This is a genomic window from Xanthomonas sp. MUS 060, assembly GCF_000963215.1.
In the GTDB taxonomy this organism is placed as follows: Bacteria; Pseudomonadota; Gammaproteobacteria; order Xanthomonadales; family Xanthomonadaceae; genus Xanthomonas_A.
Map to the genome: position 1 here is coordinate 1 of NZ_JZIM01000015.1, position 23,768 is coordinate 23,768.

Annotated in this window: 23 protein-coding genes, 2 tRNA genes and 4 pseudogenes; 6 read left to right on the plus strand and 23 right to left on the minus strand. The window is 64.7% G+C overall.

What is annotated here, in order from left to right; genetic code table 11:
* The 17 genes and pseudogenes from XANALMUS060_RS12770 to XANALMUS060_RS12855 all read right to left on the minus strand — a co-directional run.
* Positions 1 to 227, minus strand: a pseudogene (locus tag XANALMUS060_RS12770) (Type IV secretion system protein virB6); the annotation flags it as partial.
* Between the two features lie 492 nt (positions 228 to 719).
* Positions 720 to 794 (minus strand) — tRNA-Val (locus tag XANALMUS060_RS12775).
* Between the two features lie 79 nt (positions 795 to 873).
* The gene (locus tag XANALMUS060_RS12780) at positions 874 to 1,227 is read right to left on the minus strand and encodes a PilZ domain-containing protein (RefSeq protein WP_045738763.1); all 354 of its coding nucleotides are present in this window, start codon (positions 1,225 to 1,227) and stop codon (positions 874 to 876) included.
* Positions 1,224 to 2,186 carry a DNA polymerase III subunit delta' gene (locus XANALMUS060_RS12785; RefSeq protein WP_045738764.1) on the minus strand — a complete coding sequence of 321 codons (963 nt, stop codon included), beginning with the start codon at positions 2,184 to 2,186 and terminating at the stop codon, positions 1,224 to 1,226. Before XANALMUS060_RS12785 ends, XANALMUS060_RS12780 begins: the two co-directional genes overlap by 4 nt.
* Positions 2,183 to 2,857 carry a dTMP kinase gene (gene tmk / locus XANALMUS060_RS12790; protein ID WP_045738765.1) on the minus strand — a complete coding sequence of 225 codons (675 nt, stop codon included), beginning with the start codon at positions 2,855 to 2,857 and terminating at the stop codon, positions 2,183 to 2,185. Before tmk ends, XANALMUS060_RS12785 begins: the two co-directional genes overlap by 4 nt.
* Positions 2,854 to 3,933 (minus strand): endolytic transglycosylase MltG, encoded by a 1,080-nt coding sequence (gene mltG / locus XANALMUS060_RS12795; RefSeq protein ID WP_045738766.1) that lies wholly within the window; start codon positions 3,931 to 3,933, stop codon positions 2,854 to 2,856. Before mltG ends, tmk begins: the two co-directional genes overlap by 4 nt.
* Before the next feature lie 58 nt (positions 3,934 to 3,991).
* Positions 3,992 to 5,341 carry an aminodeoxychorismate synthase component I gene (locus XANALMUS060_RS12800; RefSeq protein ID WP_045738767.1) on the minus strand — a complete coding sequence of 450 codons (1,350 nt, stop codon included), beginning with the start codon at positions 5,339 to 5,341 and terminating at the stop codon, positions 3,992 to 3,994.
* A 166-nt stretch (positions 5,342 to 5,507) separates the two neighbouring features.
* Complete coding sequence (gene fabF / locus XANALMUS060_RS12805; protein ID WP_045738768.1) at positions 5,508 to 6,743, minus strand: beta-ketoacyl-ACP synthase II; 1,236 nt, start codon at positions 6,741 to 6,743, stop codon at positions 5,508 to 5,510.
* 129 nt (positions 6,744 to 6,872) lie between these two features.
* On the minus strand, positions 6,873 to 7,112 hold the full coding sequence (acpP, locus tag XANALMUS060_RS12810) for an acyl carrier protein (protein WP_012915156.1): 240 nt from the start codon (positions 7,110 to 7,112) through the stop codon (positions 6,873 to 6,875).
* Positions 7,113 to 7,265: 153 nt separating this feature from the next.
* Positions 7,266 to 8,009: a 3-oxoacyl-ACP reductase FabG gene (gene fabG / locus XANALMUS060_RS12815; RefSeq protein WP_045738769.1), complete on the minus strand. Its 744-nt coding sequence runs from the start codon at positions 8,007 to 8,009 to the stop codon at positions 7,266 to 7,268.
* A 91-nt stretch (positions 8,010 to 8,100) separates the two neighbouring features.
* Positions 8,101 to 8,316: pseudogene (locus XANALMUS060_RS12820) on the minus strand (malonyl CoA-acyl carrier protein transacylase); the annotation flags it as partial.
* 10 nt (positions 8,317 to 8,326) lie between these two features.
* Positions 8,327 to 8,548 (minus strand): annotated as a pseudogene (gene acpP / locus XANALMUS060_RS18705) (acyl carrier protein); the annotation flags it as partial.
* 153 nt (positions 8,549 to 8,701) lie between these two features.
* Positions 8,702 to 9,445, minus strand: a complete 744-nt coding sequence (gene fabG, locus XANALMUS060_RS12830) for a 3-oxoacyl-ACP reductase FabG (RefSeq protein ID WP_045738769.1) — start codon at positions 9,443 to 9,445, stop codon at positions 8,702 to 8,704.
* A gap of 91 nt (positions 9,446 to 9,536) precedes the next feature.
* Positions 9,537 to 10,485: pseudogene (gene fabD, locus XANALMUS060_RS12835) on the minus strand (ACP S-malonyltransferase).
* Positions 10,486 to 10,711: 226 nt separating this feature from the next.
* Entirely contained in the window at positions 10,712 to 11,695 is a 984-nt protein-coding gene (locus XANALMUS060_RS12845; RefSeq protein WP_045738772.1) for a beta-ketoacyl-ACP synthase III, read from the minus strand.
* 96 nt (positions 11,696 to 11,791) lie between these two features.
* Positions 11,792 to 11,986: a 50S ribosomal protein L32 gene (gene rpmF / locus XANALMUS060_RS12850; RefSeq protein WP_045726975.1), complete on the minus strand. Its 195-nt coding sequence runs from the start codon at positions 11,984 to 11,986 to the stop codon at positions 11,792 to 11,794.
* A gap of 101 nt (positions 11,987 to 12,087) precedes the next feature.
* Positions 12,088 to 12,597 (minus strand): YceD family protein, encoded by a 510-nt coding sequence (locus XANALMUS060_RS12855; RefSeq protein WP_045738773.1) that lies wholly within the window; start codon positions 12,595 to 12,597, stop codon positions 12,088 to 12,090.
* 121 nt (positions 12,598 to 12,718) lie between these two features.
* On the opposite strand from XANALMUS060_RS12855, the gene XANALMUS060_RS12860 reads away from it, so the two are divergent.
* Positions 12,719 to 13,291 carry a Maf family nucleotide pyrophosphatase gene (locus XANALMUS060_RS12860; RefSeq protein ID WP_045738774.1) on the plus strand — a complete coding sequence of 191 codons (573 nt, stop codon included), beginning with the start codon at positions 12,719 to 12,721 and terminating at the stop codon, positions 13,289 to 13,291.
* A 263-nt stretch (positions 13,292 to 13,554) separates the two neighbouring features.
* On the opposite strand, the gene XANALMUS060_RS12865 is transcribed toward XANALMUS060_RS12860, so the two are convergent.
* A complete protein-coding gene (locus XANALMUS060_RS12865) occupies positions 13,555 to 15,405 on the minus strand; it encodes a glycosyltransferase family 39 protein (RefSeq protein WP_045738775.1) in 1,851 nt (616 codons plus the stop codon).
* Positions 15,406 to 15,441: 36 nt separating this feature from the next.
* Between XANALMUS060_RS12865 and XANALMUS060_RS12870 the strand changes: the two genes are divergently transcribed.
* From XANALMUS060_RS12870 to XANALMUS060_RS12885, 4 genes are read left to right on the plus strand one after another with little or no spacing between them, the layout of a single operon-like run.
* Positions 15,442 to 16,395: a MoxR family ATPase gene (locus XANALMUS060_RS12870; protein WP_045738776.1), complete on the plus strand. Its 954-nt coding sequence runs from the start codon at positions 15,442 to 15,444 to the stop codon at positions 16,393 to 16,395.
* A gap of 5 nt (positions 16,396 to 16,400) precedes the next feature.
* A complete protein-coding gene (locus XANALMUS060_RS12875; protein WP_045738777.1) occupies positions 16,401 to 17,357 on the plus strand; it encodes a DUF58 domain-containing protein in 957 nt (318 codons plus the stop codon).
* Entirely contained in the window at positions 17,350 to 19,299 is a 1,950-nt protein-coding gene (locus XANALMUS060_RS12880) for a DUF3488 and transglutaminase-like domain-containing protein (RefSeq protein ID WP_045738817.1), read from the plus strand. Before XANALMUS060_RS12875 ends, XANALMUS060_RS12880 begins: the two co-directional genes overlap by 8 nt.
* Positions 19,296 to 19,811, plus strand: a complete 516-nt coding sequence (locus XANALMUS060_RS12885) for a Slp family lipoprotein (RefSeq protein ID WP_045738778.1) — start codon at positions 19,296 to 19,298, stop codon at positions 19,809 to 19,811. Before XANALMUS060_RS12880 ends, XANALMUS060_RS12885 begins: the two co-directional genes overlap by 4 nt.
* 112 nt (positions 19,812 to 19,923) lie before the next feature.
* On the opposite strand, the gene XANALMUS060_RS12890 is transcribed toward XANALMUS060_RS12885, so the two are convergent.
* The 5 genes from XANALMUS060_RS12890 to dnaX all read right to left on the minus strand — a co-directional run bounded on the left by XANALMUS060_RS12890 (position 19,924) and on the right by dnaX (position 23,422).
* Entirely contained in the window at positions 19,924 to 20,271 is a 348-nt protein-coding gene (locus XANALMUS060_RS12890) for a histidine triad nucleotide-binding protein (RefSeq protein WP_045726968.1), read from the minus strand.
* An 81-nt stretch (positions 20,272 to 20,352) separates the two neighbouring features.
* A complete protein-coding gene (recR, locus tag XANALMUS060_RS12895) occupies positions 20,353 to 20,967 on the minus strand; it encodes a recombination mediator RecR (protein WP_045726967.1) in 615 nt (204 codons plus the stop codon).
* Complete coding sequence (locus XANALMUS060_RS12900; RefSeq protein ID WP_045738779.1) at positions 20,964 to 21,224, minus strand: hypothetical protein; 261 nt, start codon at positions 21,222 to 21,224, stop codon at positions 20,964 to 20,966. The genes recR and XANALMUS060_RS12900 overlap by 4 nt, the downstream gene beginning before the upstream one ends.
* A 2-nt stretch (positions 21,225 to 21,226) precedes the next feature.
* Entirely contained in the window at positions 21,227 to 21,547 is a 321-nt protein-coding gene (locus XANALMUS060_RS12905) for a YbaB/EbfC family nucleoid-associated protein (protein WP_045726965.1), read from the minus strand.
* 6 nt (positions 21,548 to 21,553) lie between these two features.
* Positions 21,554 to 23,422: a DNA polymerase III subunit gamma/tau gene (dnaX, locus tag XANALMUS060_RS12910; RefSeq protein ID WP_045738780.1), complete on the minus strand. Its 1,869-nt coding sequence runs from the start codon at positions 23,420 to 23,422 to the stop codon at positions 21,554 to 21,556.
* 247 nt (positions 23,423 to 23,669) lie between these two features.
* Between dnaX and XANALMUS060_RS12915 the strand changes: the two genes are divergently transcribed.
* Positions 23,670 to 23,762 (plus strand) — tRNA-Ser (locus XANALMUS060_RS12915).
* Positions 23,763 to 23,768 lie beyond the last annotated feature (6 nt).

Here is a 23,768-nt window from a genome sequence, read left to right on the forward strand (position 1 = left end):
CGCAGTTGACCGCTGGCGATGCGATAGCCCAGCAACAGCACCCAGAAGGTGCTGGCGGTCAGCGCGATCACGCTCACCCACTGCATCGCGCGCGCCATCACGTCCATGCCGAAGGTGTCGATCTGGTTGCTGAGGTAATTGTTGATCAGCCGGAAAAAGACGTAATCCCCCAGGCCAATGTCCGCCAGGGGGTGTAACCAGTTCATCGATCCATCGAACATGCTCATGGCCTTGCGCCTTTATTTGAAAGTGATAAACGAAATGAGTGAAGAGGGCGATCAGTGGGGCGGGACGATACCAGTGAGGCCTTGGCACGATCCGAACCAGTGCAGCGCGCGTAGGTGCAATGGGAGCGCCTTGAGCCCACACATGTGAGCACCCAAGGCCGACCAGGGTCAGGTGCGTCAGGTAACCGATTCGGAGATGAGATGCCTGCTCAAGCCATGGTCCTTATGCGCAGGTGATGCCGATGTGCAAACTGTTGTCTTATTGGATACGGCATTGCACCGGAGCTGTCAAACACACGCGCATCTGGAGATGCAGCGCGTGCTCATGAGTCCGGCACTGGATCACACTACCCGCCGCCATGCTGACTTGGAGCGCGTAGCGCTGTGAATCACAGAAACAAAAAAACCGCCTTTCGAGGGGCGGCTTTTCCATACGTCTTCCATACTGCGAGCTGGAAGGGCAATGAAATCAATGTAAATGATTCATTCGATTGGTGGGCGGTACAGGGTTCGAACCTGTGACCCTTGCCGTGTGAAGGCAATGCTCTACCGCTGAGCTAACCGCCCGTGTCGCGAGCCGCGCATTATAGCGTGGCGGTGACTGGCGTCAACGGCGGAACACCCCCGCCACCTGACACCACAACCGCTACATCGTCATCGTGGGCTTGTCGGCGTTGAGGGTGCCGGCCAGTTGAGTCTCGATCTTGGTTCGAATGGTTTCGCCGTCGCTGTTTTCCGGCAGCTGTACGCCAATCCCGGCAGCCCGGTTCCCCTGCGCACCGACCGGGGTCACCCAGATAACCTTGCCAGCCAACGGCAAGCGCTCGCTGGAATCGGGCAGGGTCAGCAACAGGAACACTTCATCGCCAAGCAGATAGCGCTTGGGCGTGGGGACGAAGATGCCGCCGTTCTTCACGAACGGCATGTAGGCGTTGTACAGCGCCGCTTTGTCTTTCACTGCCAAGGACAGGATGCCCTGGCGTCCACTCATCGGACTCATCGTCGCGCCTCTCTCCCGGCTGGGCGGTCACCCTCGCGCCAGGTCAATAACAGTTCCGCAATCGCCAGGTCGGCGCGCACGGTGGTGCGTAGCAGGTCGCGGGTGCGGTTGGCTGCGTCGAACCAAGTCGCCAGCTTGTGCAATCGCGCCGGGTCGGTCAAGCCGCCCTGCGAGGCCTGCGTCAATACCAGGTCTGCGGCGTGACCAAGCCGCTGCTCGGCGAGGTGATCGCCGCTCCAGCGCTGTGCGGCGTCCAGCGCACCGAGCTTGCCGGCGGCGATCTGCTCCAGATCCGCAGCCACCTGCCGGCGCAGTGTCAGCCCGTCCTCGCGCAACCACTGCGCGGCCAGGCCGGGATGACCACGCGCCGCCTCCAGCGCCTCGCGCGCGGTCTTGTGCGGAAAATCCTGTGCCAGTAGCCAGGCAATCGCCTCTTCGGCAGGCGGCAGCTTGAATTCCAGGCGCTGGCAGCGGCTGCGGACGGTCGCCGGCAAACGCGCCGGCTGCGCACTGATCAGCCACAGGTAACGACCGGGCTGCGGTTCTTCCAAGGTTTTGAGCAGGGCGTTGCAAGCGGCCCGGTTGATCGCATCGGCCGGGTCCACCACCACCACCTGGGCAATGCCGTACTGCGGGGTCAGCGCGAGTTTCTGCGAGATTTCGCGCACCTGCTCGATGACGATCTCGGTGCGTAATTTGTCGCCGGTCCGGTTGGGGATGAACGAGATCAGGTGCAGGTCGGGATGGGTGCCAGCGGCGATCAATTGCGCGCTGCGCCGATTGGCGGCTGGCTCGCCCTGGCCGAGCACGTGCGCCGCCAGTTTCAGCGCCACCGCGCGCTTGCCGAGGCCTTCCGGTCCGCAGATCAACAAGCCATGGCCGAGCCGACCGGCATCGAGCGCCGCCACGCTCTGGTCGTAGGCACGCTGCTGCCACGGTGCGAGCGGTAACTCGCTCATGGCGCAGGCTCCTGTTGTGCCTGCACCCACTCAGCCAGCGCCGCGGCGACGGCCTGCGCCACCGCCTGCGGCGGCTGGTTGGCGTCGATGACGCGGAAGCGCTGCGCATCCTGGGCGGCGCGCTGGCGGAAACCGGCACGCACGCGCTGGAAGAAATCGTCCTGCTCGCTTTCGATCCGGTCCGGCCACAGATCGCGGCCACTGGTGCGGGCACGGCCGATCTGCACGTCCAGATCCAACAGCAAGGTCAGGCCAGGCTGCAGCCCGACCGCACGCCGTTCCAGGTCGGCGATCCAGCCGCGATCCAGGCCACGCCCCTCGCCCTGGTAGGCGTAGCTGGAATCGGTGAAACGGTCGCTGACCACATAAGCCCCACGTTGCAGCGCCGGGCGGATCACCTCGCGCACATGCTGGGCGCGTGCGGCGAATACCAGCAGCAGTTCCGTCTCGGCAGACAGCGGCTCGGCAGACGGTGACGACGGCGCGGTCTCCAGCAACAGCGCGCGGATGCGTTCGGCCAGCGGCGTGCCGCCCGGTTCGCGGGTCAGCAGCACCTCATGCCCCTGCGCCTGCAACCAATCGCGGATCGCGTTGATCGCGGTGGTCTTGCCGGCGCCCTCGCCGCCTTCCAGGCTGACGAAGCGATGGTGACGCAGCACGGCCTCGCTCATGGTTTCACCTCCGCGCCGTGATGGGTCTGGCGCAAACGCTGCAGGTAGCGCGCCACCGCCGCGTTGTGTTCGGCATAACTGGAAGAAAACGCATGCGCACCGCTGCCATCGCCAGTCGCCACGAAATACAGGCTATCGCCCGGCGCAGGATGCGTCGCGGCACGCAGCGCTTCGCGCCCTGGCATGGCAATCGGGGTCGGCGGTAGGCCAGTGCGGGTATAGGTGTTGTAGGGCGTATCGGTTTCCAAATCGCGTTTGCGGATGTTGCCGTCGTAGGCGCTACCAATACCGTAGATCACGCTCGGATCGGTCTGCAACTTCATGCCCAGTTGCAGACGCCGCACGAACACACCGGCGATCTGCGGGCGTTCGGCCGCCTGAGCGGTTTCCTTCTCCACGATCGAGGCCAGAATCAGCGCTTGCTCCGGCGATGACAGCGAGAGATCAGCGGCACGGTTGTCCCAAGCGTCGGCTAGCGCCTTGTCCATCGCCGCATGCGCGCGCCGCAGCAGATCCAGATCGCTGTCGCCACGCTGGTAGAGATAGGTCTCGGGTAGAAAACGGCCTTCGGCAGATTGGCCGGGCTGGCCGAGCTTGGCCATCAGGTCGTTATCGCCGAGGTCGGCAGTGGTATGACGCAATGGCGTGGCCGCATTCAGTGCCGCGCGTAATTGGCGCAGGTTCCAGCCCTCGACGATGGTGAAGCGATATTGGATCACCTGCCCCTTGCGCATGCGCAGCAACAAGGCGCGCGGACTGAGTGGCGGCTGCAACGCGTATTCGCCGAACCTGAGCTTGCCAGCGACACCGATTTCGCGCGCCAACATCTGCCATTGCAGGTCGCTGCCCTGGTTGACGCCTGCATCGCGCAGCCTGCGCAGCACGCTATTGAACGAAGCCCCACGCGCCACTTCCACGCTGGGCTGGGCCGCCTGCAGCGGGCGGTCGGCAAAAGCGCGATAGTTCTGCCACCACCATGCGCCGGCCGCAGCGAGCAGCAGCGCAAGCGCCAGCACCGACGCCACCAGCATCAAACATCCGCGTCTAGCCCTGGCCACAACCACCTCCAAACGCATTCAATGACATCCAGGATAGCGCGTGGCCGGCATCGTCCGGTACCGCCGCAGGAGCGACTCAGGGTTCCAGCGCACGCAGTAGACCACGCGCCTTGGCCAGAGTCTCATCGAGTTCGCGCTCGGGCTGGGAATCGAACACGATGCCGGCGCCGGTGCGGAATTGCACCTGCGCACCTTCCACTTCGGCGGTGCGGATCAAGATGTTCAGATCCATGTCACCGTCGCAGTTCAACCAGCCGAACGCGCCGGTATAGGCACCGCGCGGGGTTTGCTCCAGTTCGGCGATGATCTGCATGCAGCGCACCTTGGGACAGCCGGTGATGGTGCCACCCGGGAAAGTAGCGCGGATCACCTCGCCAGGGCTGACCCCTTCGCGCAGGCGGCCACGCACGTTGCTGACGATGTGATGCACATGGGCATAGCTCTCCACCGTCATCAGTTCGTCGACCTCGACACTGCCAGGCGCGCAAATCCGGCCCAGGTCGTTGCGTTCCAGGTCGATCAGCATCACGTGCTCGGCGCGCTCCTTGGGGTGGCCGACCAGTTCGCGGATGCGCGCGGCAGCGTCGTCGCCCGGCGCGCGCGCGCGGGTGCCGGCAATCGGCCGAGTCTCGACCACGTCGCCGCGCACCGACACCAACCGCTCCGGCGAGGAACTCACCACGGCGCGACCATGACCAACGAACAGGCCCGCAAACGGCGCAGGGTTGGCGCGACGCAACTGCGCATACAGCGCCGCCGGTGCCACCGCCGCAGCGAAGCGCGCCGTCCAGCGCCGCGACAGGTTGACCTGGAAGACGTCGCCAGCTCCCAGGTAATCGAGAATGCGGCGCACCCCGTCGATGAAGCGCTGCGGCGGGTCTTCCTCGATCGCCAGCGGCGCGGTCCAGGCTGGCGCCGGCACCGCACCGGGCAACGCACCTAGATCGGCGAGGACGGTGTCCAACAACGCCGCATGCGCGGACTCGGCCACCGCCACGCAATCACCGCTGACATGGTCGCGCAGCAATGCGGCAGGGCAACGCAACACCAGCGCTGCGGGCGTCGCCGCTGCGGACTGCGGCAACGGCAGGATCGGCTCGACCTGCGCAGCCAGTTCGTAATCCAGCAACAGCGCCCAACCACCGCGAAACGGCCAACGCGGCTCGTCACGCGCACTGCGCTCGGCATGCCAGCGCATATCCAACGCACTCAGGAAATCGCCCGCGACAACCTCACCATGCAGCTCGCGGGTGACACCATCGCGATCCAGACGCAAGCCCTGACCATCAGCGACCAGCAGCAGATCCCAGCGCCCCTGCGCGGTGCCCGACGCCGCCGACTCCAGCAACACCGGATAGCGCTGCGGCGCAAGGCGATGCAAGGCCAGCAGATCGATCTCGGCCGGCAGGGGAACGGTACGCAGCATCGTAAATCCGCTGGAAGAATGAAAACGCAACGCGGCGCCGCGTCATCGGCCTGCACGATGCGCCATGAAATTCACTGCGGTAGCCGATCCGCATCCGCATCGCGGCATGCGCCGACAAGCGCGATTAACCGCGCACGTCGGCGATCCCGAACCCGGATGAGGGACGTCAAAGACGCTTGAACACCAGGGTTCCGTTGGTTCCGCCGAAGCCGAACCCATTGGACATCGCCACATCGATCTTCTTCTCGCGCGCCACGTTCGGCACGTAGTCCAGATCGCAGCCTTCGCCCGGTTCATCCAGGTTGATGGTCGGCGGGATGATGCCGGTGTGGAGCGCCATCACAGAGAAGATCGCCTCGACACCACCAGCAGCCCCAAGCAGATGCCCGATCATCGACTTGGTCGAACTGATCATCAGCTTATAGGCATGATCGCCAAGTGCGCGCTTCATCGCGATGGTCTCGGCCAGGTCGCCCGCAGGCGTGGAGGTGCCGTGCGCATTGAGATAGTCGATCTGGTCTGGATTGAGCCCGGCATCGCGCATCGCCGCGCGCATGCTGCGCGCAGCGCCTTCGCCGTCTTCGCTCGGCGAGGTCATGTGGAAGGCATCGGAGCTTGCACCGAAACCCGCCAATTCGGCATAGATGCGTGCGCCACGCGCCTTGGCGTGTTCGTACTCTTCCAACACCAACACGCCAGCGCCATCCCCCATCACGAAACCGTCGCGGTCCTTGTCCCATGGCCGCGAGGCGGCAGCGGGATCATCGTTGCGAGTGGACATTGCCCGCATCGAGGAAAAGCCGGCGATCGAAGACGGCGAGGACCCCCGCTCGGCACCACCAGCCAGCATCACATCGGCATCGCCGTGCTGAACCATGCGCATCGCAGTGCCGATGGAATGGTTGGAGGTTGCGCAGGCGGAGACTGCCGAGAAGGTCGGCCCCTTCAGCCCTCTCATGATGCTCACCTGGCCCGGGAGCATGTTGATGATGGTGCTCGGGATATAGAAGGGCGAGACCTTGCGCGCGCCGCCCTCCTGCATCTTGAGGGTTTGCTCTTCGATGCCGAGCACACCGCCAATGCCGGAACCGAGGATGGCGCCGATGCGTTCGGCATTGGCATCGGTGATCTCCAGGCCGGCATCGTCCAGTGCCATGAACGAGGCGGCGACGCCGTAGTGGATGAACGAATCCATCTTTTTGGCGTCCTTGACGGACAGGAACTTGGTCGGATCGAAGTCCTTGACCTCGCCGAGGATACGGGTGGCGAACTGAGACGCATCGATATGCGTGATCGGGCCGATGCCCGAGCGCCCATTGACGATCCCTTCCCAACTGCTGGCCAGATCATTGCCCAACGGCGACACCATGCCCATGCCGGTTACCACGACGCGACGGCTCATTGCGTAATCTCCTCACCGCGATACGCGCGGTCTTGATGCTGTAAAAACACAGGGCCGCATGCGCGGCCCCATGGGATTGTCACACGCATCGGACCAGCAAGGGCGTCGATGGCGATCGGGGACGGAGCATCAGCTCTTGACGTGCACCTTGACGTAGTCGATAGCCTGCTGCACCGAGGTGATCTTCTCGGCTTCTTCGTCAGGAATCTCGCACTCGAACTCTTCTTCCAGGGCCATCACCAGTTCAACGGTGTCCAGCGAGTCCGCACCGAGGTCATCGACGAACGATGCGCTGTTGGTGACTTCTTCTTCCTTGACGCCGAGTTGTTCGACGACGATTTTCTTGACGCGTTCTTCGATGGTGCTCATGGGGATATCGCTCCAGATGGAGTGGTGGTGGTTCGAAACGCCATCAATCTGCGATGGCGAGGTTGGATAGTGTAGTGGAAACCGACGGCTCGTTGCAGCGCAGCCCAGGCGTCAGCCAATCAGCGACTTAGCGGCACCTGTTGCGCCGCAGGCTCACGGCATGTACATCCCGCCGTTCACATGCAGGGTCTCGCCGGTGATGTAGCCGGCACAGGGACCGGCCAGGAACGCCACCGCATGGGCGATGTCCGCAGCCTGGCCAAGCTGGCCAAGCGCGATCTGCTGCAACAGCGCGGCACGCTGCGCCTCGGGCAAGGCCTTGGTCATGTCGGTGTCGATGAAACCCGGCGCAACCACGTTGACCGTGATGCCGCGCGAGCCGATTTCTCTGGCCATCGACTTGGAGAAGGCGATGATGCCAGCCTTGGCGGCAGCATAGTTGGCCTGTCCCGGATTGCCAGTCACTCCGACCACCGAAGCGATGTTGACGATGCGCCCTTTGCGCGCCTTCATCATATTGCGCAGCACCGCTCTGGACGTGCGGAACACACTGGTGAGGTTGGTATCGATGATCGCCTGCCAGTCGTCCTCGCGCATCCGCATCAACAGCGTGTCGCGGGTGATGCCGGCGTTGTTGACCAGAATCGAGACCGGCCCGAATTCCTTGGCGATTGCCTCGATCAATGTATCGACCGCGGCGGCGTCGGTGACGTCCAGCGGGCGGCCATGACCACCGCTGGCGGCCAGCCGCGCGCCGATCGCCTGCGCACCGGTGTCGGAGGTGGCGGTCCCGATGACCGTGGCGCCCTGCGCGGCCAGTTCGTCGGCAATGGCCGCGCCGATGCCACGGCTGGCGCCGGTAACGAGAGCGATTTCGCCCTGCAATGGCTTGCTCATCTACATTTTCCTTCAGAGACGGAAGGCGCACGATGCGCCAGGGAATGAACGCCAGCGCGGACGCAGACGCCCGACGCGCGAGCAGCGGATCTCAGACAGCCCAAGCCTCGCGCGCGCCGACGAAATCGGCCGGTACCGACAGGGCACGACCGTCGAGCGATTTGTCGATGCGCTTGATCAGCCCCGTCAACACTTTACCTGGACCGCACTCGGCCACCCGCGTGGCGCCACGCGCGGCCAGCGCCTGCACACAGTTGGTCCAACGCACTGGCAGGTACAACTGTTCGACCAGCGCCTGACGGATGGCCTCCGTGCACCTTGACGTAGTCGATAGCCTGCTGCACCGAGGTGATCTTCTCGGCTTCTTCGTCAGGAATCTCGCACTCGAACTCTTCTTCCAGGGCCATCACCAGTTCAACGGTGTCCAGCGAGTCCGCACCGAGGTCATCGACGAACGATGCGCTGTTGGTGACTTCTTCTTCCTTGACGCCGAGTTGTTCGACGACGATTTTCTTGACGCGTTCTTCGATGGTGCTCATGGGGATATCGCTCCAGATGGAGTGGTGGTGGTTCGAAACGCCATCAATCTGCGATGGCGAGGTTGGATAGTGTAGTGGAAACCGACGGCTCGTTGCAGCGCAGCCCAGGCGTCAGCCAATCAGCGACTTAGCGGCACCTGTTGCGCCGCAGGCTCACGGCATGTACATCCCGCCGTTCACATGCAGGGTCTCGCCGGTGATGTAGCCGGCACAGGGACCGGCCAGGAACGCCACCGCATGGGCGATGTCCGCAGCCTGGCCAAGCTGGCCAAGCGCGATCTGCTGCAACAGCGCGGCACGCTGCGCCTCGGGCAAGGCCTTGGTCATGTCGGTGTCGATGAAACCCGGCGCAACCACGTTGACCGTGATGCCGCGCGAGCCGATTTCTCTGGCCATCGACTTGGAGAAGGCGATGATGCCAGCCTTGGCGGCAGCATAGTTGGCCTGTCCCGGATTGCCAGTCACTCCGACCACCGAAGCGATGTTGACGATGCGCCCTTTGCGCGCCTTCATCATATTGCGCAGCACCGCTCTGGACGTGCGGAACACACTGGTGAGGTTGGTATCGATGATCGCCTGCCAGTCGTCCTCGCGCATCCGCATCAACAGCGTGTCGCGGGTGATGCCGGCGTTGTTGACCAGAATCGAGACCGGCCCGAATTCCTTGGCGATTGCCTCGATCAATGTATCGACCGCGGCGGCGTCGGTGACGTCCAGCGGGCGGCCATGACCACCGCTGGCGGCCAGCCGCGCGCCGATCGCCTGCGCACCGGTGTCGGAGGTGGCGGTCCCGATGACCGTGGCGCCCTGCGCGGCCAGTTCGTCGGCAATGGCCGCGCCGATGCCACGGCTGGCGCCGGTAACGAGAGCGATTTCGCCCTGCAATGGCTTGCTCATCTACATTTTCCTTCAGAGACGGAAGGCGCACGATGCGCCAGGGAATGAACGCCAGCGCGGACGCAGACGCCCGACGCGCGAGCAGCGGATCTCAGACAGCCCAAGCCTCGCGCGCGCCGACGAAATCGGCCGGTACCGACAGGGCACGACCGTCGAGCGATTTGTCGATGCGCTTGATCAGCCCCGTCAACACTTTACCTGGACCGCACTCGGCCACCCGCGTGGCGCCACGCGCGGCCAGCGCCTGCACACAGTTGGTCCAACGCACTGGCAGGTACAACTGTTCGACCAGCGCCTGACGGATGGCCTCGACAGACACCGTCGTGCACCTGCGCATCGACGTTCTGTACCACCGGAAATTGCGGCGCATGCCAGGCTATCTCACGCATGGCGTCGGCCAAACGATTGGCCGCCTCGCGCATCAACGGCGTATGCGAGGGAACGCTGACCGCCAACTTCACCACTTTGCGCACGCCACGCTCACTTAACAACGCCAGCGCGCGCTCGACCGCAGCGGCATGCCCGCCGATCACCACCTGACCGGGCGCATTGTAATTGGCAGGCACCACCACCTGACTGTCGGCAGCCTCCGCGCAGACCGCTTCGATCAGCGCATCCTCGGCGCCGATCACCGCGGCCATCGCCCCGACCCCGGCAGGAGCGGCATCCTGCATGAGTTGCCCGCGCAACCGCACCAACCGCGCGCCATCATGCAGCGACAGGGCGCCGGCAGCGACCAGCGCAGTGTATTCGCCCAGGCTGTGCCCAGCGAGCAGCGCCGGACGTGCCCCGCCCTCGGCCAACCACAACCGCCACAGCGCCACGCTGGCCGCCAGCAGCGCCGGTTGCGTGTATTCGGTGCGATTGAGCATCTCTTCCGGGCCGTCCTGACTCAGCGCCCATAGATCGACGCCGGCACCATCGGAGGCCTCGACGAAGCTATCACGTACCTGCGGATGTTGTTCGGCGACATCCGCCAGCATGCCCAACGATTGCGAGCCCTGGCCGGGGAAGACGAAGGCGAGTGTGGAATCGGTCACGCGGATGGCCCTGCAAAAATCGAGCGGCGATGATACGGGCGAAATCCGCCGTGCGTCTGTACCCGTGCGTATTGATGCGACACACCCATCACTGCGGGAAGGCACATGAGGAAGCCGCCAGCCCAGCGCCCGGGCGCGTGCCGCAACACGCGCGACAAGCCACGCATACCGCGCGCGACCATCTGGCCTTTCAACGTGATCGGCACCGAAATGCGAGCGAAGCCGCTCAGTAGCGCAGCAGTGCCGAGCCCCAGGTGAAACCGCCGCCGAAGGCTTCCAGCAGCAGTAATTGGCCACGCTGGACGCGACCTGAGCGCACCGCCACGTCCAGCGCCATCGGCACCGAGGCGGACGACGTGTTGCCATGCACGTCCACCGTGACCACCACCTGATCCATCGACATATCGAGGCGTTTTGCGGTGGCCTCGATGATGCGCAGGTTGGCCTGGTGCGGAATCAACCAATCCAGATCGTGCTTGTCCAGGCCGTTGGCTTGCAGGGTCTCATCGACCACCGAATCCAACGCCTTGACCGCGTATTTGAACACCTCGCTACCCTTCATCTGGATGCCACCGCCAGCCAGATGACCGGTGCCGTCGACCAGCCCGGTACCGATGCCGGTCGCGTTCAATAGAAGTTCCTTCTTGCTGCCGTCGGCATGCAGATGCGTGCTGAGAATGCCGGTGTCCTCGTCGGCACGCAGCACCACCGCACCGGCGCCATCGCCGAACAACACGCAGGTGGTGCGTTCGGTCCAGTCGACGATGCGGCTGAGAACTTCGGTGCCGATCACCAGCACGGTCTTGGCGTCGCCGCTGCGAATGAACTTGTCCGCCACGCCGAGCGCGTAGACGAAGCCGGAACAAGCGGCATTGAGGTCCATCGCCGGACAACCGAGCGCCCCCAACCTGGCCTGGATCAAACAAGCGGTGGAGGGGAAGATCAAGTCGGGGGTCGTGGTACCGACGACGATCATGTCCAACTCGGCAGCCTGGATACCGGCGGCCTCGATCGCCTGCAACGCGGCCTCGTAACCAAGATCGCCCGCAGTCTGCCCTGGAGCGGCGATGTGCCGCTCACGGATGCCGGTACGACTGCGGATCCATTCGTCGCTGGTCTCGACCATGTGCGACAGATCGTCGTTGGTCAACACTTTTTCAGGCAAATAACTACCGGTGCCCGCGATCCTGGAATAGATACGCTTGCTCATGCTGTTTCCTATTACAGGTGACGCGGGCCGCCCCGCATGGCGCGGCCTGTGAAGAGAGGTGGCTCCGTCCGCCGCAACGCGGTGGACGGGCACGCATCAATCTTCTTCGACCTGCGCGGCCTTGGTCGCGATCACCTTCTTGCCGCGGTAGTACCCCTCGGCAGTGATGTGGTGGCGCAGGTGGGTCTCACCGCTGGTCGGGTCGGTCGACAACTGCTTGGCGCTGAGGGCGTCGTGCGAACGGCGTTGGCCGCGGCGGGACGGGGTGACACGGGATTTCTGCACAGCCATGGGATTGCTCCAAACTCGGTTCGTTTACATCTGTTGTCATTACGTCGCGCAGGACGCGCGCGTCCGGCAACAACCTCAGGCAGCGACAGGCAGGCCAGCCACTACGGTTTCTTCAGCGCGGCCAACGCCGCGAACGGGTTGACCTTGCGTATTTCTTCCTCGGTCGCCGGCCAATCGCGCTCGACCGCCTCGCTCCCTGGTGCCACCGGCACCAGCGGCACCGCCAACACCAGTTCGTCCTCGACCAGATCGGCGGGCCGCAGCATACCGTCGTCCGGCACCAGCAAGGCCTCGTGTTCCGGCGGCAACGCGGCCTCTTCGGCCTCGTTGCGGATCAGCCCCAGCCGCTGCACGCTCGATACCGGCAGCAGAAAGCGCTGCAGACTGCGCTGACAAATCAGCGGCAATGCGGTCTCGATCCTCAGTTCGACGTAGGACACTTGCATCACATCATCGCGGCCGAATTCCAGCGTATAGCGGCATTCGCCTTCGGTGTCGGCCAGACTGCCTTGCAGACGGGTCATCGCCGAGAGCGGCAGACGGTCCTCAAAGACCCTGCGCGCTGCGACCATCCGCCAAGCATCCAACAGTTCGGGCACGTTCGCGGACATAAGCCGCAGAATGTTAAGGATTGCCGGTAGCACTGTCAAACCATCCCACTCCGGCGCTTGCCCGCCCGCGATGGCCGTCGCAGACTGCCAGCCCCACGCCATCGCCCCGCCCACATCGCCGATGCCGCCCCTGATCCTGGCTTCCACCTCCATCTACCGCCGCCAATTGCTTCAGCGACTGCGCCTGCCGTTCGATTGCGTGCGTCCCCAGGTCGAGGAGACTCCACTGCCCGGCGAGACGCCGTTGACGCTGGCACAGCGCCTGGCTGCCGCCAAAGCGGCCGCAGTGGCCGCTGATGCCAGCCACGCCTGGGTCATCGGCGCCGACCAGGTCGCCGAACTGGACGGCCAACCACTGGGCAAGCCGGGCGATACCGTCACCGCACGAGCGCAACTGACGGCGATGTCCGGACGCAATGTGCGCTTCCACACGGCGATATGCCTGCAACGCGGCGCACGCACGCTACATGCCTGCGACCTGACCGAGGTGCAATTGCGCGACCTACCAGCCGATGCCATCGCCCGTTACGTCGATACCGAGCAACCGCTGGACTGTGCTGGCAGCTTCAAGTGCGAGGGCCTCGGCATCAGCCTGTTCCACGCGATCCACACCCAGGACCCGACCGCACTGATCGGGCTGCCCTTGATCGCGCTGACCGGGCTCCTGCGCGAGGCTGGCTATCTGTTGCCCTGACCTCTGCAAAGGCTGAGTCGATCCGGATTCACTGGCATAGACCAAGATGACCCGCAACCAATCCGCACAGGTGTTGCTCGACCTCTGGTTGATCGATTACGCCGGTTCGGGAGCTATTGACGAGACCGTCCTTGATCGTTCGAACGACCATCATCCTGGAACAGCGCTCTGCAGCCATTTTTCGCGTATTTGAATGGCGATTTGCCGCAAGCGACTAGCAACACTCGCCGCTTTGCTTGCCAAATTTCCGCGATGCAGTGGATTTACTTTTCCGCGTCTAGAATGATCGGCTGCTCCAACCAATCCTCGACGCTACCGTCGCGGCCATGCAGACGCAGGCCGAGCCAATGGGTTCCCGGCGTCAGCGCGCTGGCATCGAGCGTGGCGCGGAAACCAATGTTCGGATGACCAGGATCGGTGGAGATGCTCCAGAACGCGGTGACGTCATGACGCTCGCCATAGCGCGCCTGCGCGACGACCTTGCCATCGAGCAATACCTCCACGCGCGCGATCCCGACCCCATCCTTGAATGCCCAACCAGAAACATCCACACGAGGTCCAACCGCTGCGTTGACAGCCGGCGTATCGATCCAGGCCATCGCCGGCGTGGTGCACGGACCAGGCAAGCGCTGGGCTGGCAACGCAAATAACAGGAACCGCTGACTGCCATGATCGCTGGACACCACCTGCGGCGGCGGCAGTGGACCAACCAGATCGCAGATTGCGTGGTAGCGCTGCAACAGCAGTCGGTATCGCATATCGCTCGGCGAGAGCACCAGCAGGCGCGGCCCGTCGCGGTGGCCATCGCTGAGCATCCCCCATTGCTGCAATTGCGCACTGCGCCCGTGCTTGGTGTTCAACGGATGCGGCAACACCTGGATGTCGGGATCGTGCAATTGGAAACCGAGCTCGGCACCGACCTTGAAATTGTCCGCCAACACCTGCGTGCCTGCCGGCATGGTGGCCAGTTCGCGGCGCACCGCCACGGCCAGCGACCGCCAGCCGGCGAAATTGCGCGGATAATATTTGTCCGCGGCAGCATGCTCGCGTATTGCCGGCACCGACACCGCCAGGTAGTAGCCAAATGCGCCGATCAGCCCCAGCCCGGTCAGCAGCCAAGTCGCACGGCGCAGCCGCCTGGACCAGCCGTTGAGGATCACCGGCGTGGCGATCAACAAGGCCAGATAACCCGGCAACGGCCAGTGGAAACTGACCCGCTCGGCATCGCTAAAAAAGCCGAGCAGAAAAATGCCCAGAGTGGACACACCACCGAGCAGACCGAAGTAACGCCACTGCACCCGTGCGCCACCGTTACCGCCACCGCGTGCGGCGATCAACGCAACCTTTGTCATCGCCACCGCCAGCAATGGCGTCACCAACAGCAGTTGGATCAACACGAACGCGATGCCGGCGGATCGGAAGCTCCAAGGATGGCGGTCGATCAACTGAAACTTGAGGCCAGCCTCGCCGTTGTCCACATTCCACGCCAGCAGCGGCAGCCAGGCAACGATGCCCAGCGCCAGCGCAACCCATACCTGCGGATCGCGCAGCATGCGCCGGCCTTGCGGAATCAACAGCAAGGCAATCGCGCCGACCCCGATCACGCCGACAAAACGGTAGTGACTCAGCGCACCAAGGCTCAAACCCAGCGCCAATTCCACCGCACTCATCGCCTCGACCTTGCGTAGCAAGCGCGCGCTGGCGTCGATGCACAGGATGGTTGCCAACGCCATCGGCACGTCCGGCAACGCGAGAATGCCCAGCGTCCCCGACAAGGGCATCAGCAAGGTCAGAGCGCCGGCGCGCCATCCCGCCACCACGCCGAACCAGCGCGTGGCGATGCGCACGATCAACCACGGCAGCACCGCACTCAGCAGCAGGAACGGCGCGCGCAGCGCCAGCAGATGATCACCGCCGATGGCCACGCCCAACCGCGCCAGCCAGGCGGTGAGCCCAGGCAGATCGGAGTAGGCAGCGGCAAGATGCTGGCCCTCTTGCCAGTAGAATGCCTCGTCAACGAACAATGGCAAATGCGCAGCCACCAGCAGCTTGGCTGCCGTCACCAGTATCCACAACAGCACAAAGATGCTGCGTGCACGTTGTTCGCCTTGCATTGCCCGTAAACTCCTTCAGACCGTTGCGAGAATGCGATGTCGACTCCGCCCCCCTTACCAGGAATCCTAACCGATACGCTACGCGAAGCACTCGCGCACGCGCAGCGGCAGGTCAATGCGCTAGTGTTGGGCAAGCCACAGCAGGTGCGTCTGGCCTTTGTCGCCCTGCTATCGGGCGGACACTTGCTAATCGAAGACCTGCCCGGCCTCGGCAAAACCACCTTGGCGCATGCGTTGGCGGCAAGCCTGGGCCTGGGTTTCCAACGCGTGCAGTTCACCTCCGACCTACTGCCTGCCGATGTGCTCGGGGTCTCGGTATACGACCCGCAATCGCGTCAATTCCAGTTTCATCCCGGACCGGTGTTCACCCACGTGCTGCTCGCCGACGAGATCAACCGCGCACCACCGCGCACCCAGAGCGCGCTATTGGAGGCGATGGCAGAGCAACAAGTCACCCTGGATGGCACCACGCATCCGCTGCCGGCGCCGTTCTTCGTCATCGCCACACAGAATCCGGTGGATTTGTCGGGCACTTTTGCGTTGCCCGACTCGCAATTGGACCGTTTTTTACTGCGCCTGTCGCTGGGCTATCCAAACACCGAATCCGAGCGCGCACTGCTCAGCGGCAGCGACCGCCGCGACCTGATCGCACAAGCACAGCCGCTGCTCAGCGATGCCGACATCGCCACGCTGCGACACAGCGTTGAGCGGATTCATGCCAGTGACGCGCTGGTCGGCTACGTGCAGGCATTGCTTGCACGCAGTCGTCAGCATCCGGGAGTGCGCGTGGGCCTGTCGCCGCGCGCCGGCATCGCACTCCTGCGCGCCGCCAAGGCGCATGCGTTGCTGCTCGGCCGCAGCCATGTCCTGCCCGAGGACGTACAGGCGCTGTTCCTGGAAGTGGCCGAGCACCGATTAGTGGCCGAGCAGGAATCGGCCTGCGGACAGGCACTGGCCAAAGCAATCCTGCACAGCGTCGCCGTGGACTGACACCGATGCCGGCACGGCAGCACGACTGGCGGCAACGACTGGCACACCTGGCGACGCCGCGCGATCCGGAACCCCTGCCCGTACGACTGGACCGACGCCGCATCTATATCCTGCCGACGCCGTTCGGCAACTTCATCGCCCTGCTGCTGGCGACGATGCTGCTCGGCGCGCTGAACTACAACAACAATCCGGCACTGCTGCTGGCGATGCTGCTCGGCGCGGCCGCGATGGCCAGTGCCATCGTGGCGCACCTGCAACTGTCGGGACTGCGCCTGGACGCCCTATCGGCGCAACCAGTCGCCGCCGGCAGTCCACTGCGGCTGCGACTGGCACTGACAGCCAGCGATGGTCGCCGCCGACGTGGCCTGCGCGTGCGCTACGGCGAAGTGCTGGCCCACCTCGATCTGCACGACGACACTCGCAACGAAGCCGACCTGCACATCCCCACCGAACGCCGCGGCTGGATGGATCTGCAACGCATCCAGATCTCGACCACCCAGCCACTGGGCCTGCTGCGCGCCTGGGCCTGGTTCTGGCCCGAGACTCCACTGCTGATCTATCCGCAACCGGAAGCCGACGGCCCGCCACTGCCGACCGGTACCGGCACCCCCACGCAAACCAGGCTGCATGCACTCGGAGAGGAACTGCACCAATTGCGTCCCTATCGCGTCGGCGATGCGCCACGCACGATCGCCTGGAAGCATTCGGCACGCCGCGACACCCTGCTGGTACGCGAGTACGAACGCCCAATCGGCGTAGACGTGGTACTGGACTGGCGCATGCTGCTGCCACTGCCTTACGAACGCCGCATCGCACGGCTGGCACGCTGGGTCGACGAAGCCGAGCGCGATGGCCGCCGCTATCGCCTGCTGCTGCCGGGGCATCCCGCGCTGGGTCCGGACCGTGGCCCACAACACCGACACCAATGCCTACGCGCGCTCGCGCTGTTGCCACATGACTGAGTCGCGCACCCCCGCATTGAGCGCATCCAGCCGGGCCTGGGTACTGAGCACGGCACTGCTGTCGCTGCTGCCGCTGTTGCTGCAACTGCCCACGGCACTGGCTTGGCTGATCGCACTCGCCGCGCTGCTGGTCGCTGCCAGTTCGGCCTGGCGCCCAGTGCCGGCCGCGCTGCGCCTGGCACTGATCGCGGCGATGCTGGCGACGCTGTACTGGCAAGCCGGGCTACGCTTCGGCCGCGACACCGGATGCGCCCTGCTCGCGGCCATGTTGGCGATCAAACCATCGGAGCTGCACACGCTGCGCGATGCACGCAGCCTGCTCGGCTTCGCGCTGTTCGCGCCCTTCGCCGCCTTCCTGCTGGATCAAGGACCAGCGACGATGGCGCTGGCACTGGCTGCGGTGATTCTCGCCCTGCTGTGCATGCAGCGCTTGGCCGATCAGGAAGGACACAGCGAACGCCGCCCACTGCGTGGGCAACTCATCAGCGTTGGCCGCCTACTGCTGTTGGGCCTGCCACTGGCGCTGGCCGCCTTCTGGCTGTTTCCGCGCCTGGGCTCGCCACTGTGGGGCGTGCCGGAACGCGCACTGGGCCGACCCGGCCTGTCGGACACCATGACCCCGGGGCAATGGCTGGACCTGATGGCCGACGACACCCCGGCACTACGCGTGCAATTCTTCGGCCCGGTGCCACCGCCCACGCAGCGTTACTGGCGTGGACCGGTGCTGTGGGATTTCGACGGCCGCACCTGGCGCGGCCAGAACGACAATGCAACGACGCCCGCACCGACGATACAAACAGGACCGAGTGCGTGGGACTACCAGATCGACGTGGAACCGACCGATCGCCGCCAACTGGTTGCGCTGGAACTGCCGCTACAGGCGCCCGCCGGCACCCGGCTCACGGCCGACGCCGTGCTGCAGACCGAACAACCGCTCAACGCACTGACCCGCTGGCACCTGCGCTCGGCACCGGCGCAGCGAGTGCAAGCCGATCTGACACCTGCGCAGCGCCAGCGCGCACTGGCACTACCACCTGGCTATAACCCGCGCACGCTGACGCTGGCCCGACAATGGCGGCAACAAGCCGGCAGTGACGACGCGGCGATCATTGCCCGCGCGCTGCAATGGATCCGCCGCGACTTCGCCTACACCCTGCAGACACCACTGCCCGGCCGCGATAGCGTGGACGAATTCCTGTTCCAGCACAAAGCCGGCTTTTGCGAACACTTCAGTTCGGCGTTCGTCGTACTGATGCGCGGCGCGGGCATTCCCGCCCGCATTGTCACCGGCTATGCCGGAGGCACCCGCAATCGGCTTGGCGACTATTGGATCGTGCGGCGCATGGACGCCCACGCCTGGGCCGAGGTATGGCTGCCGCAACGCGGCTGGGTGCGCATGGACCCGACCGCAGCGGTCGCACCGGAACGCATCTACGACACGCTGGAAGACCGCATCGGTGGCGGCGGCACCACACAGGGCGACAGCGCCATCTGGCAGTGGCGTGACATCGCCGACTGGGCCCGCCGCGGCTGGAACGATCTGGTGCTGTCCTTCGACGCCAATCGCCAGCAGCAGCTACTGCGCCTGATCGGCATCCCCCGGCTGGAGCCGGCGCAACTGGTCGCCCTGTTCGCGGGTTGCGCGGCGATGCTACTGGGCGCAATGGCCTGGTGGCTGGCCCGTGGCGAGCGCGAACGCGACCCGTTGTTGCGCGCCTGGCGGCGCCTTGGCGGGCGCTACGCGCGGCTGGGCCTGGAGCGCCAGGCGCACGAACCAGCACAGGCATGGGCCGCACGGGTGGACCGGGGAGTGGGCGAGGCGGGGTTGATTTCACTCAGCCGGCGTTTCGCCGATGCGCGCTACGCTGGCGCCGATTCGGACAGCGCTTCATTGTTGCGCGACCTGCGCAGGCACCGTCCGCCAACCGGAGCATCCCGATGAAGACCCGCCTACTGTTCCCCATGCTCGCCGCGCTGGCACTGGGTGCCTGCGCCACCGCGCCCAAACCGCTGCAAGGCCAGTTCGCCTCCGTCACCCCACGCGATTCGGTCGCAGGACAGCAAGTCGGTGCCGCCGTGCGCTGGGGCGGCAAGATCATCCAGACCAAGCCCAGCCAGGGCCAGACCTGCTTCCAGATGCTGTCGCGGCCGCTCAACGCCAGCGGCCGGCCGGATAGCGACTCGGCCGACGCCAGCGATGGCCGTTTCGTCGCCTGCCGCTCCGGCTTCTACGATCCGGCCGTGTTCGAACCAGGCCGCGAAGTCACCTTCATCGGCCATGTGGCCGGCTACGAGAACACCCGCATCGGCGAATACGACTATCGCCTGCCGAAAATAGAAGCCGATGTGGTTTACCTGTGGCCGGTCGTGCGTCAGGTCGAAGTGGTGCCAGCCTATCCGTATCAACCCTGGGGACCATGGGGTCCGTGGGGTCCGCGCTGGGGCTGGTGGTGAACCTCTCGCATTGAGCAAGAACGCAACACCGAAACGCCGCTGACTCAGCGGCGTTTCGCATTACAGGCAAAGGCGACAATGCCAGCACGCGCCAGCATGGCTAACACCGCGCTCAAGGCGTACCGAAGTGCCCCAACGGCGCCCCCGCCAGCAAATGCAAGTGCAGATGAAACACCGTCTGTCCGCCATGCTCGCGGCAGTTGATCACCACGCGATAGCCATCCTCGGCCAGACCCTGTGCGCGTGCGTAGCTGGCCGCTGCAAGCACCAGCTTTCCGACCAGGGTGGCCTGATCCGGCAACAGATCGTCCAGCGTGGGAATCTCCACCTGCTTGGGAATGAACAACACATGCACCGGCGCCTGCGGCGCGATGTCCTTGAACCCAAGGACGACATCGTCTTCGTAGACGATGCTGGCCGGAATTTCGCGACGAATGATCTTGCCGAAAATGGTGTCCATGAAGCATGCCTGGAACAGTAAAAGAGGAGAGGCCGTTATAGCCCAATTCGGCGCGGTGCCGCAGCCAGCACGCAGATGGCGCTATTCGCCCACACTGCCCCGCGGCACTTCGCTACGGCTGCCGAAGGCATGCGACAAGGTGCCGCGATCCACGTATTCCAGCTCACCGCCCAACGGCAAGCCCTGCGCCAGACGGCTCGGCCGCACGCCGTGCTGACGCGCCAACTGCGCCAGGTAATGCGCGGTAGCCTCGCCTTCGACCGTGGAATTGGTGGCGATGATCAGTTCGGCGACCTCGCCTTGCGCCAGCCGCGCGCCGAGCCGATCCAGACCGAGTTCGCGCGGACCGATCCCATCCAGTGGCGATAGCCGTCCCTGCAGAATGAAATACAACCCGCGATAGCCGGTGGCTTGCTCGATCACCAGGCGGTCGGCCGGCGACTCCACCGCGCACAGTTGCTGACGGTCGCGGCCGGGACTGGCACAGATCGCGCAGATGTCGGTTTCGCTGAAATCGCGGCATTGCGAGCAGTGGCCGATCCGCGCAATCGCCGCATGCAACGTGTCGGCAAGCCGCTGCCCACCGGCACGTTCGCGTTCGAGCACGTGATAGGCCATGCGTTGCGCGGTTTTCTGGCCGACTCCCGGCAGAATGCGGAACGCCTCGATCAACTGTTCGAGCAGCGGCGAACTCATGCGTCCCACGCGCTCCGGAACCACGCGAGGTCAACACGCTCGAACAGTCCGCGAAACCGGCACAGCGCCTTGGCCACGACGGCATCGATCTGCGGCTTCAATTCCAGGCCGCACTCGATCAACATCGGCCACCGGATACCCTCGACTTGCACACAATGCGCACCCTGGCAAGGCGACAACGTCACCACCCGGGCATCGCCGACGACGCCAATACCTCGGCCACCGGGCAGATGATCGTGGCGCCTGCCGTTCACCATGCTCAGAACGGCAGCTTCATGCCCGGCGGGATCGGCATCCCGGCCGTGGCCGCGCCCATCCGCTGCTTGGACTCGGCATCGACCTTGTTGGACGCATCGTTGAAAGCGGCGGCGATCAAATCCTCGACCATCTCTTGGTCGGACAGAATGCTCGGATCGATCCGCACCTTGCGGCACTCCTTGGCTCCGGTCAGGGTGACGCTGACCATGCCGCCACCGGCGCTGCCGGTGACTTCCAATTGTGCCAATTCTTCCTGGGCGCGCTGCAGGTTTTCCTGCATCTTCTGCGCCTGTTGCATCAGTTGGGCGATATTACCGCGCATCTTGGTTCACTCATCGTAGGGACGGATGGAATCGGGCACGACCCGCGCACCTTGCTGCTGCATCAGCGCTTGCACCGCCGGGTCGTTGAGGAACGCAGCCTCGGCCGCGTTCTGACGTTCGCCGCGTTGCCGGTGCGAACGCTCGTGCAGGGTTTCGGTATCGACGGCGATGCCGCTTTCGATCACGATCTTCGGGCGCTGGCCGAGCGTCTCGGCCAGTGCATCGGCCAGCTCACCGAGCGAACGCTCCGACTGCAAATATTCGAAACCAGGCGACAGCGACAGCCGCAGCACGCCCTCGGCATGACTGACAAAGGCGGCATTGGCCGCGAGTTGCCGCGACGGACCGGTCAAACCGCAGTCGGCGACCAGTACCAGCCAGTCTTCGGTGCTGTGCAGACTGCCTCGCGCGCCAACAGCAGCCAACGATGAAGCACGCGTTGCCTCGGCAGGTGGCGGCACTGTGTCCGCTGCGGCGGCTGACGCAAACGGCGGACGCGTGACAGTGGGCATCGGCGCAGCGGACGCGCTCGAACGTGCCGGCGGCGACGCGGGCGGATCCCACGGCGGATCCAGCGCACTCGCGGACGCGTTGGGAGATGTGTGGACGGTTGTCGGTGTCGGTGTCGGTGTCGGTGTCGGTGTCGGTGTCGACGACATGTTGGATGCGGAAGGCGTGATCGCCGACGGAATCGACGAAGACGCGACCGAGGCAGCGGACGCAGTCGCCGCCGCACCATCGCGCCCCTGCGCTGGCGCGCCCGCAGCAGAGGTCGCCGGCAATGCCGCAGCATTCGCTGGGCGGAACGCCAACATCCGCAATACCGCCATCTCGAACCCGGCGCGCGGACTCGGTGCCAGATACAGATCGCGGCGTCCGTTCAACGCCATCTGGTACCACAATTGCACGATTTCCGGACGCAGCCGCTCGGCCAGCGGCGCCGGATCCAAACCGTCCAGCACATCCAATGCCGCACCCGGCACCAGTTGCCGTACCTGGATGCGATGCAACGCCTCGGCCAGCGCTTCCAACACGCCACCCCAATCCGGAGAGAACTCGGCCAACCCCGCGACGACCTGCAGCAATCGCGCTCCATCGGCATCGGCCAGCGCATCGAGCATGGCGCCGACCTGGGTGCGATCCACCGTCCCCAGCATCGTCCGCACCACATCTTCGCGCAGCGCGCCGCCGGCGTAGGCGATGGCCTGATCGAGCAGCGATAGACCATCACGCAGACTACCGTCGGCGGCCTTGGCCAACTGCACGATGGCCGAGGCATCCACCTCGATCTGCTCGGCAGCCAGAATCTTGGTCATCTGCCCCTGGATCTGCATCTCGTCCAGGCGCTTGAGGTTGAACTGCAGACAGCGCGATAGCACCGTCACCGGCAGCTTCTGCGGATCGGTGGTGGCGAGCAGGAACTTCACATGCTCCGGCGGCTCTTCCAGCGTTTTCAGCAACGCGTTGAACGCCGCCTTGGACAGCATGTGCACTTCGTCGATCAAATAGACCTTGAACTTGCCGCGCGAAGGCATGTATTGGGCGTTTTCGATCACCTCGCGCACATCGTCCACGCCGGTGTTGGACGCGGCATCGATCTCCAGCAGATCGATATAGCGGCCAGCATCGATATCCAGACAGGCCGCACACTTGCCACACGGATCGGCACTGGTGCCCTGCTCGCAGTTCAGCGACTTGGCGAAAATGCGCGCGATGGTGGTCTTGCCGACACCACGCGTGCCGGTGAACAGAAACGCATGATGGACCCGCCCGCTGTCCAGGGCGTTGGTGAGCGCACGCACCACATGCTCCTGCCCCACCAGCTCGGCAAAACGCTTGGGGCGCCACTTACGGGCGAGAACGAGATAGGACATCAGGCGACCGTCTTCATCTGAACCGGCATTGTGCCATGTCGCGCCCGGGTCATTGCTCAGGCGTCAGCGCGGCCAACCTATCCGCCTCTCGCGGCCTGGAAAAACATCGGCTCTAGGCGCTGGGCGATCATGAACAGGCGCCGGCAGCAAGCCGATGAGCGCCGGCCACGCCCGCTCACCTTGTGAATGGAGGCCGTGACGGCTAGAATTCCGCCCTTGCCCGGACCGCTGGCCCGCGCAAGAAACCGGAGAGGTGTCCGAGTGGTTGAAGGAGCACGCCTGGAAAGTGTGTAAGCGTCTAAACCGCGCTTCGGGGGTTCGAATCCCCCTCTCTCCGCCAGATTAC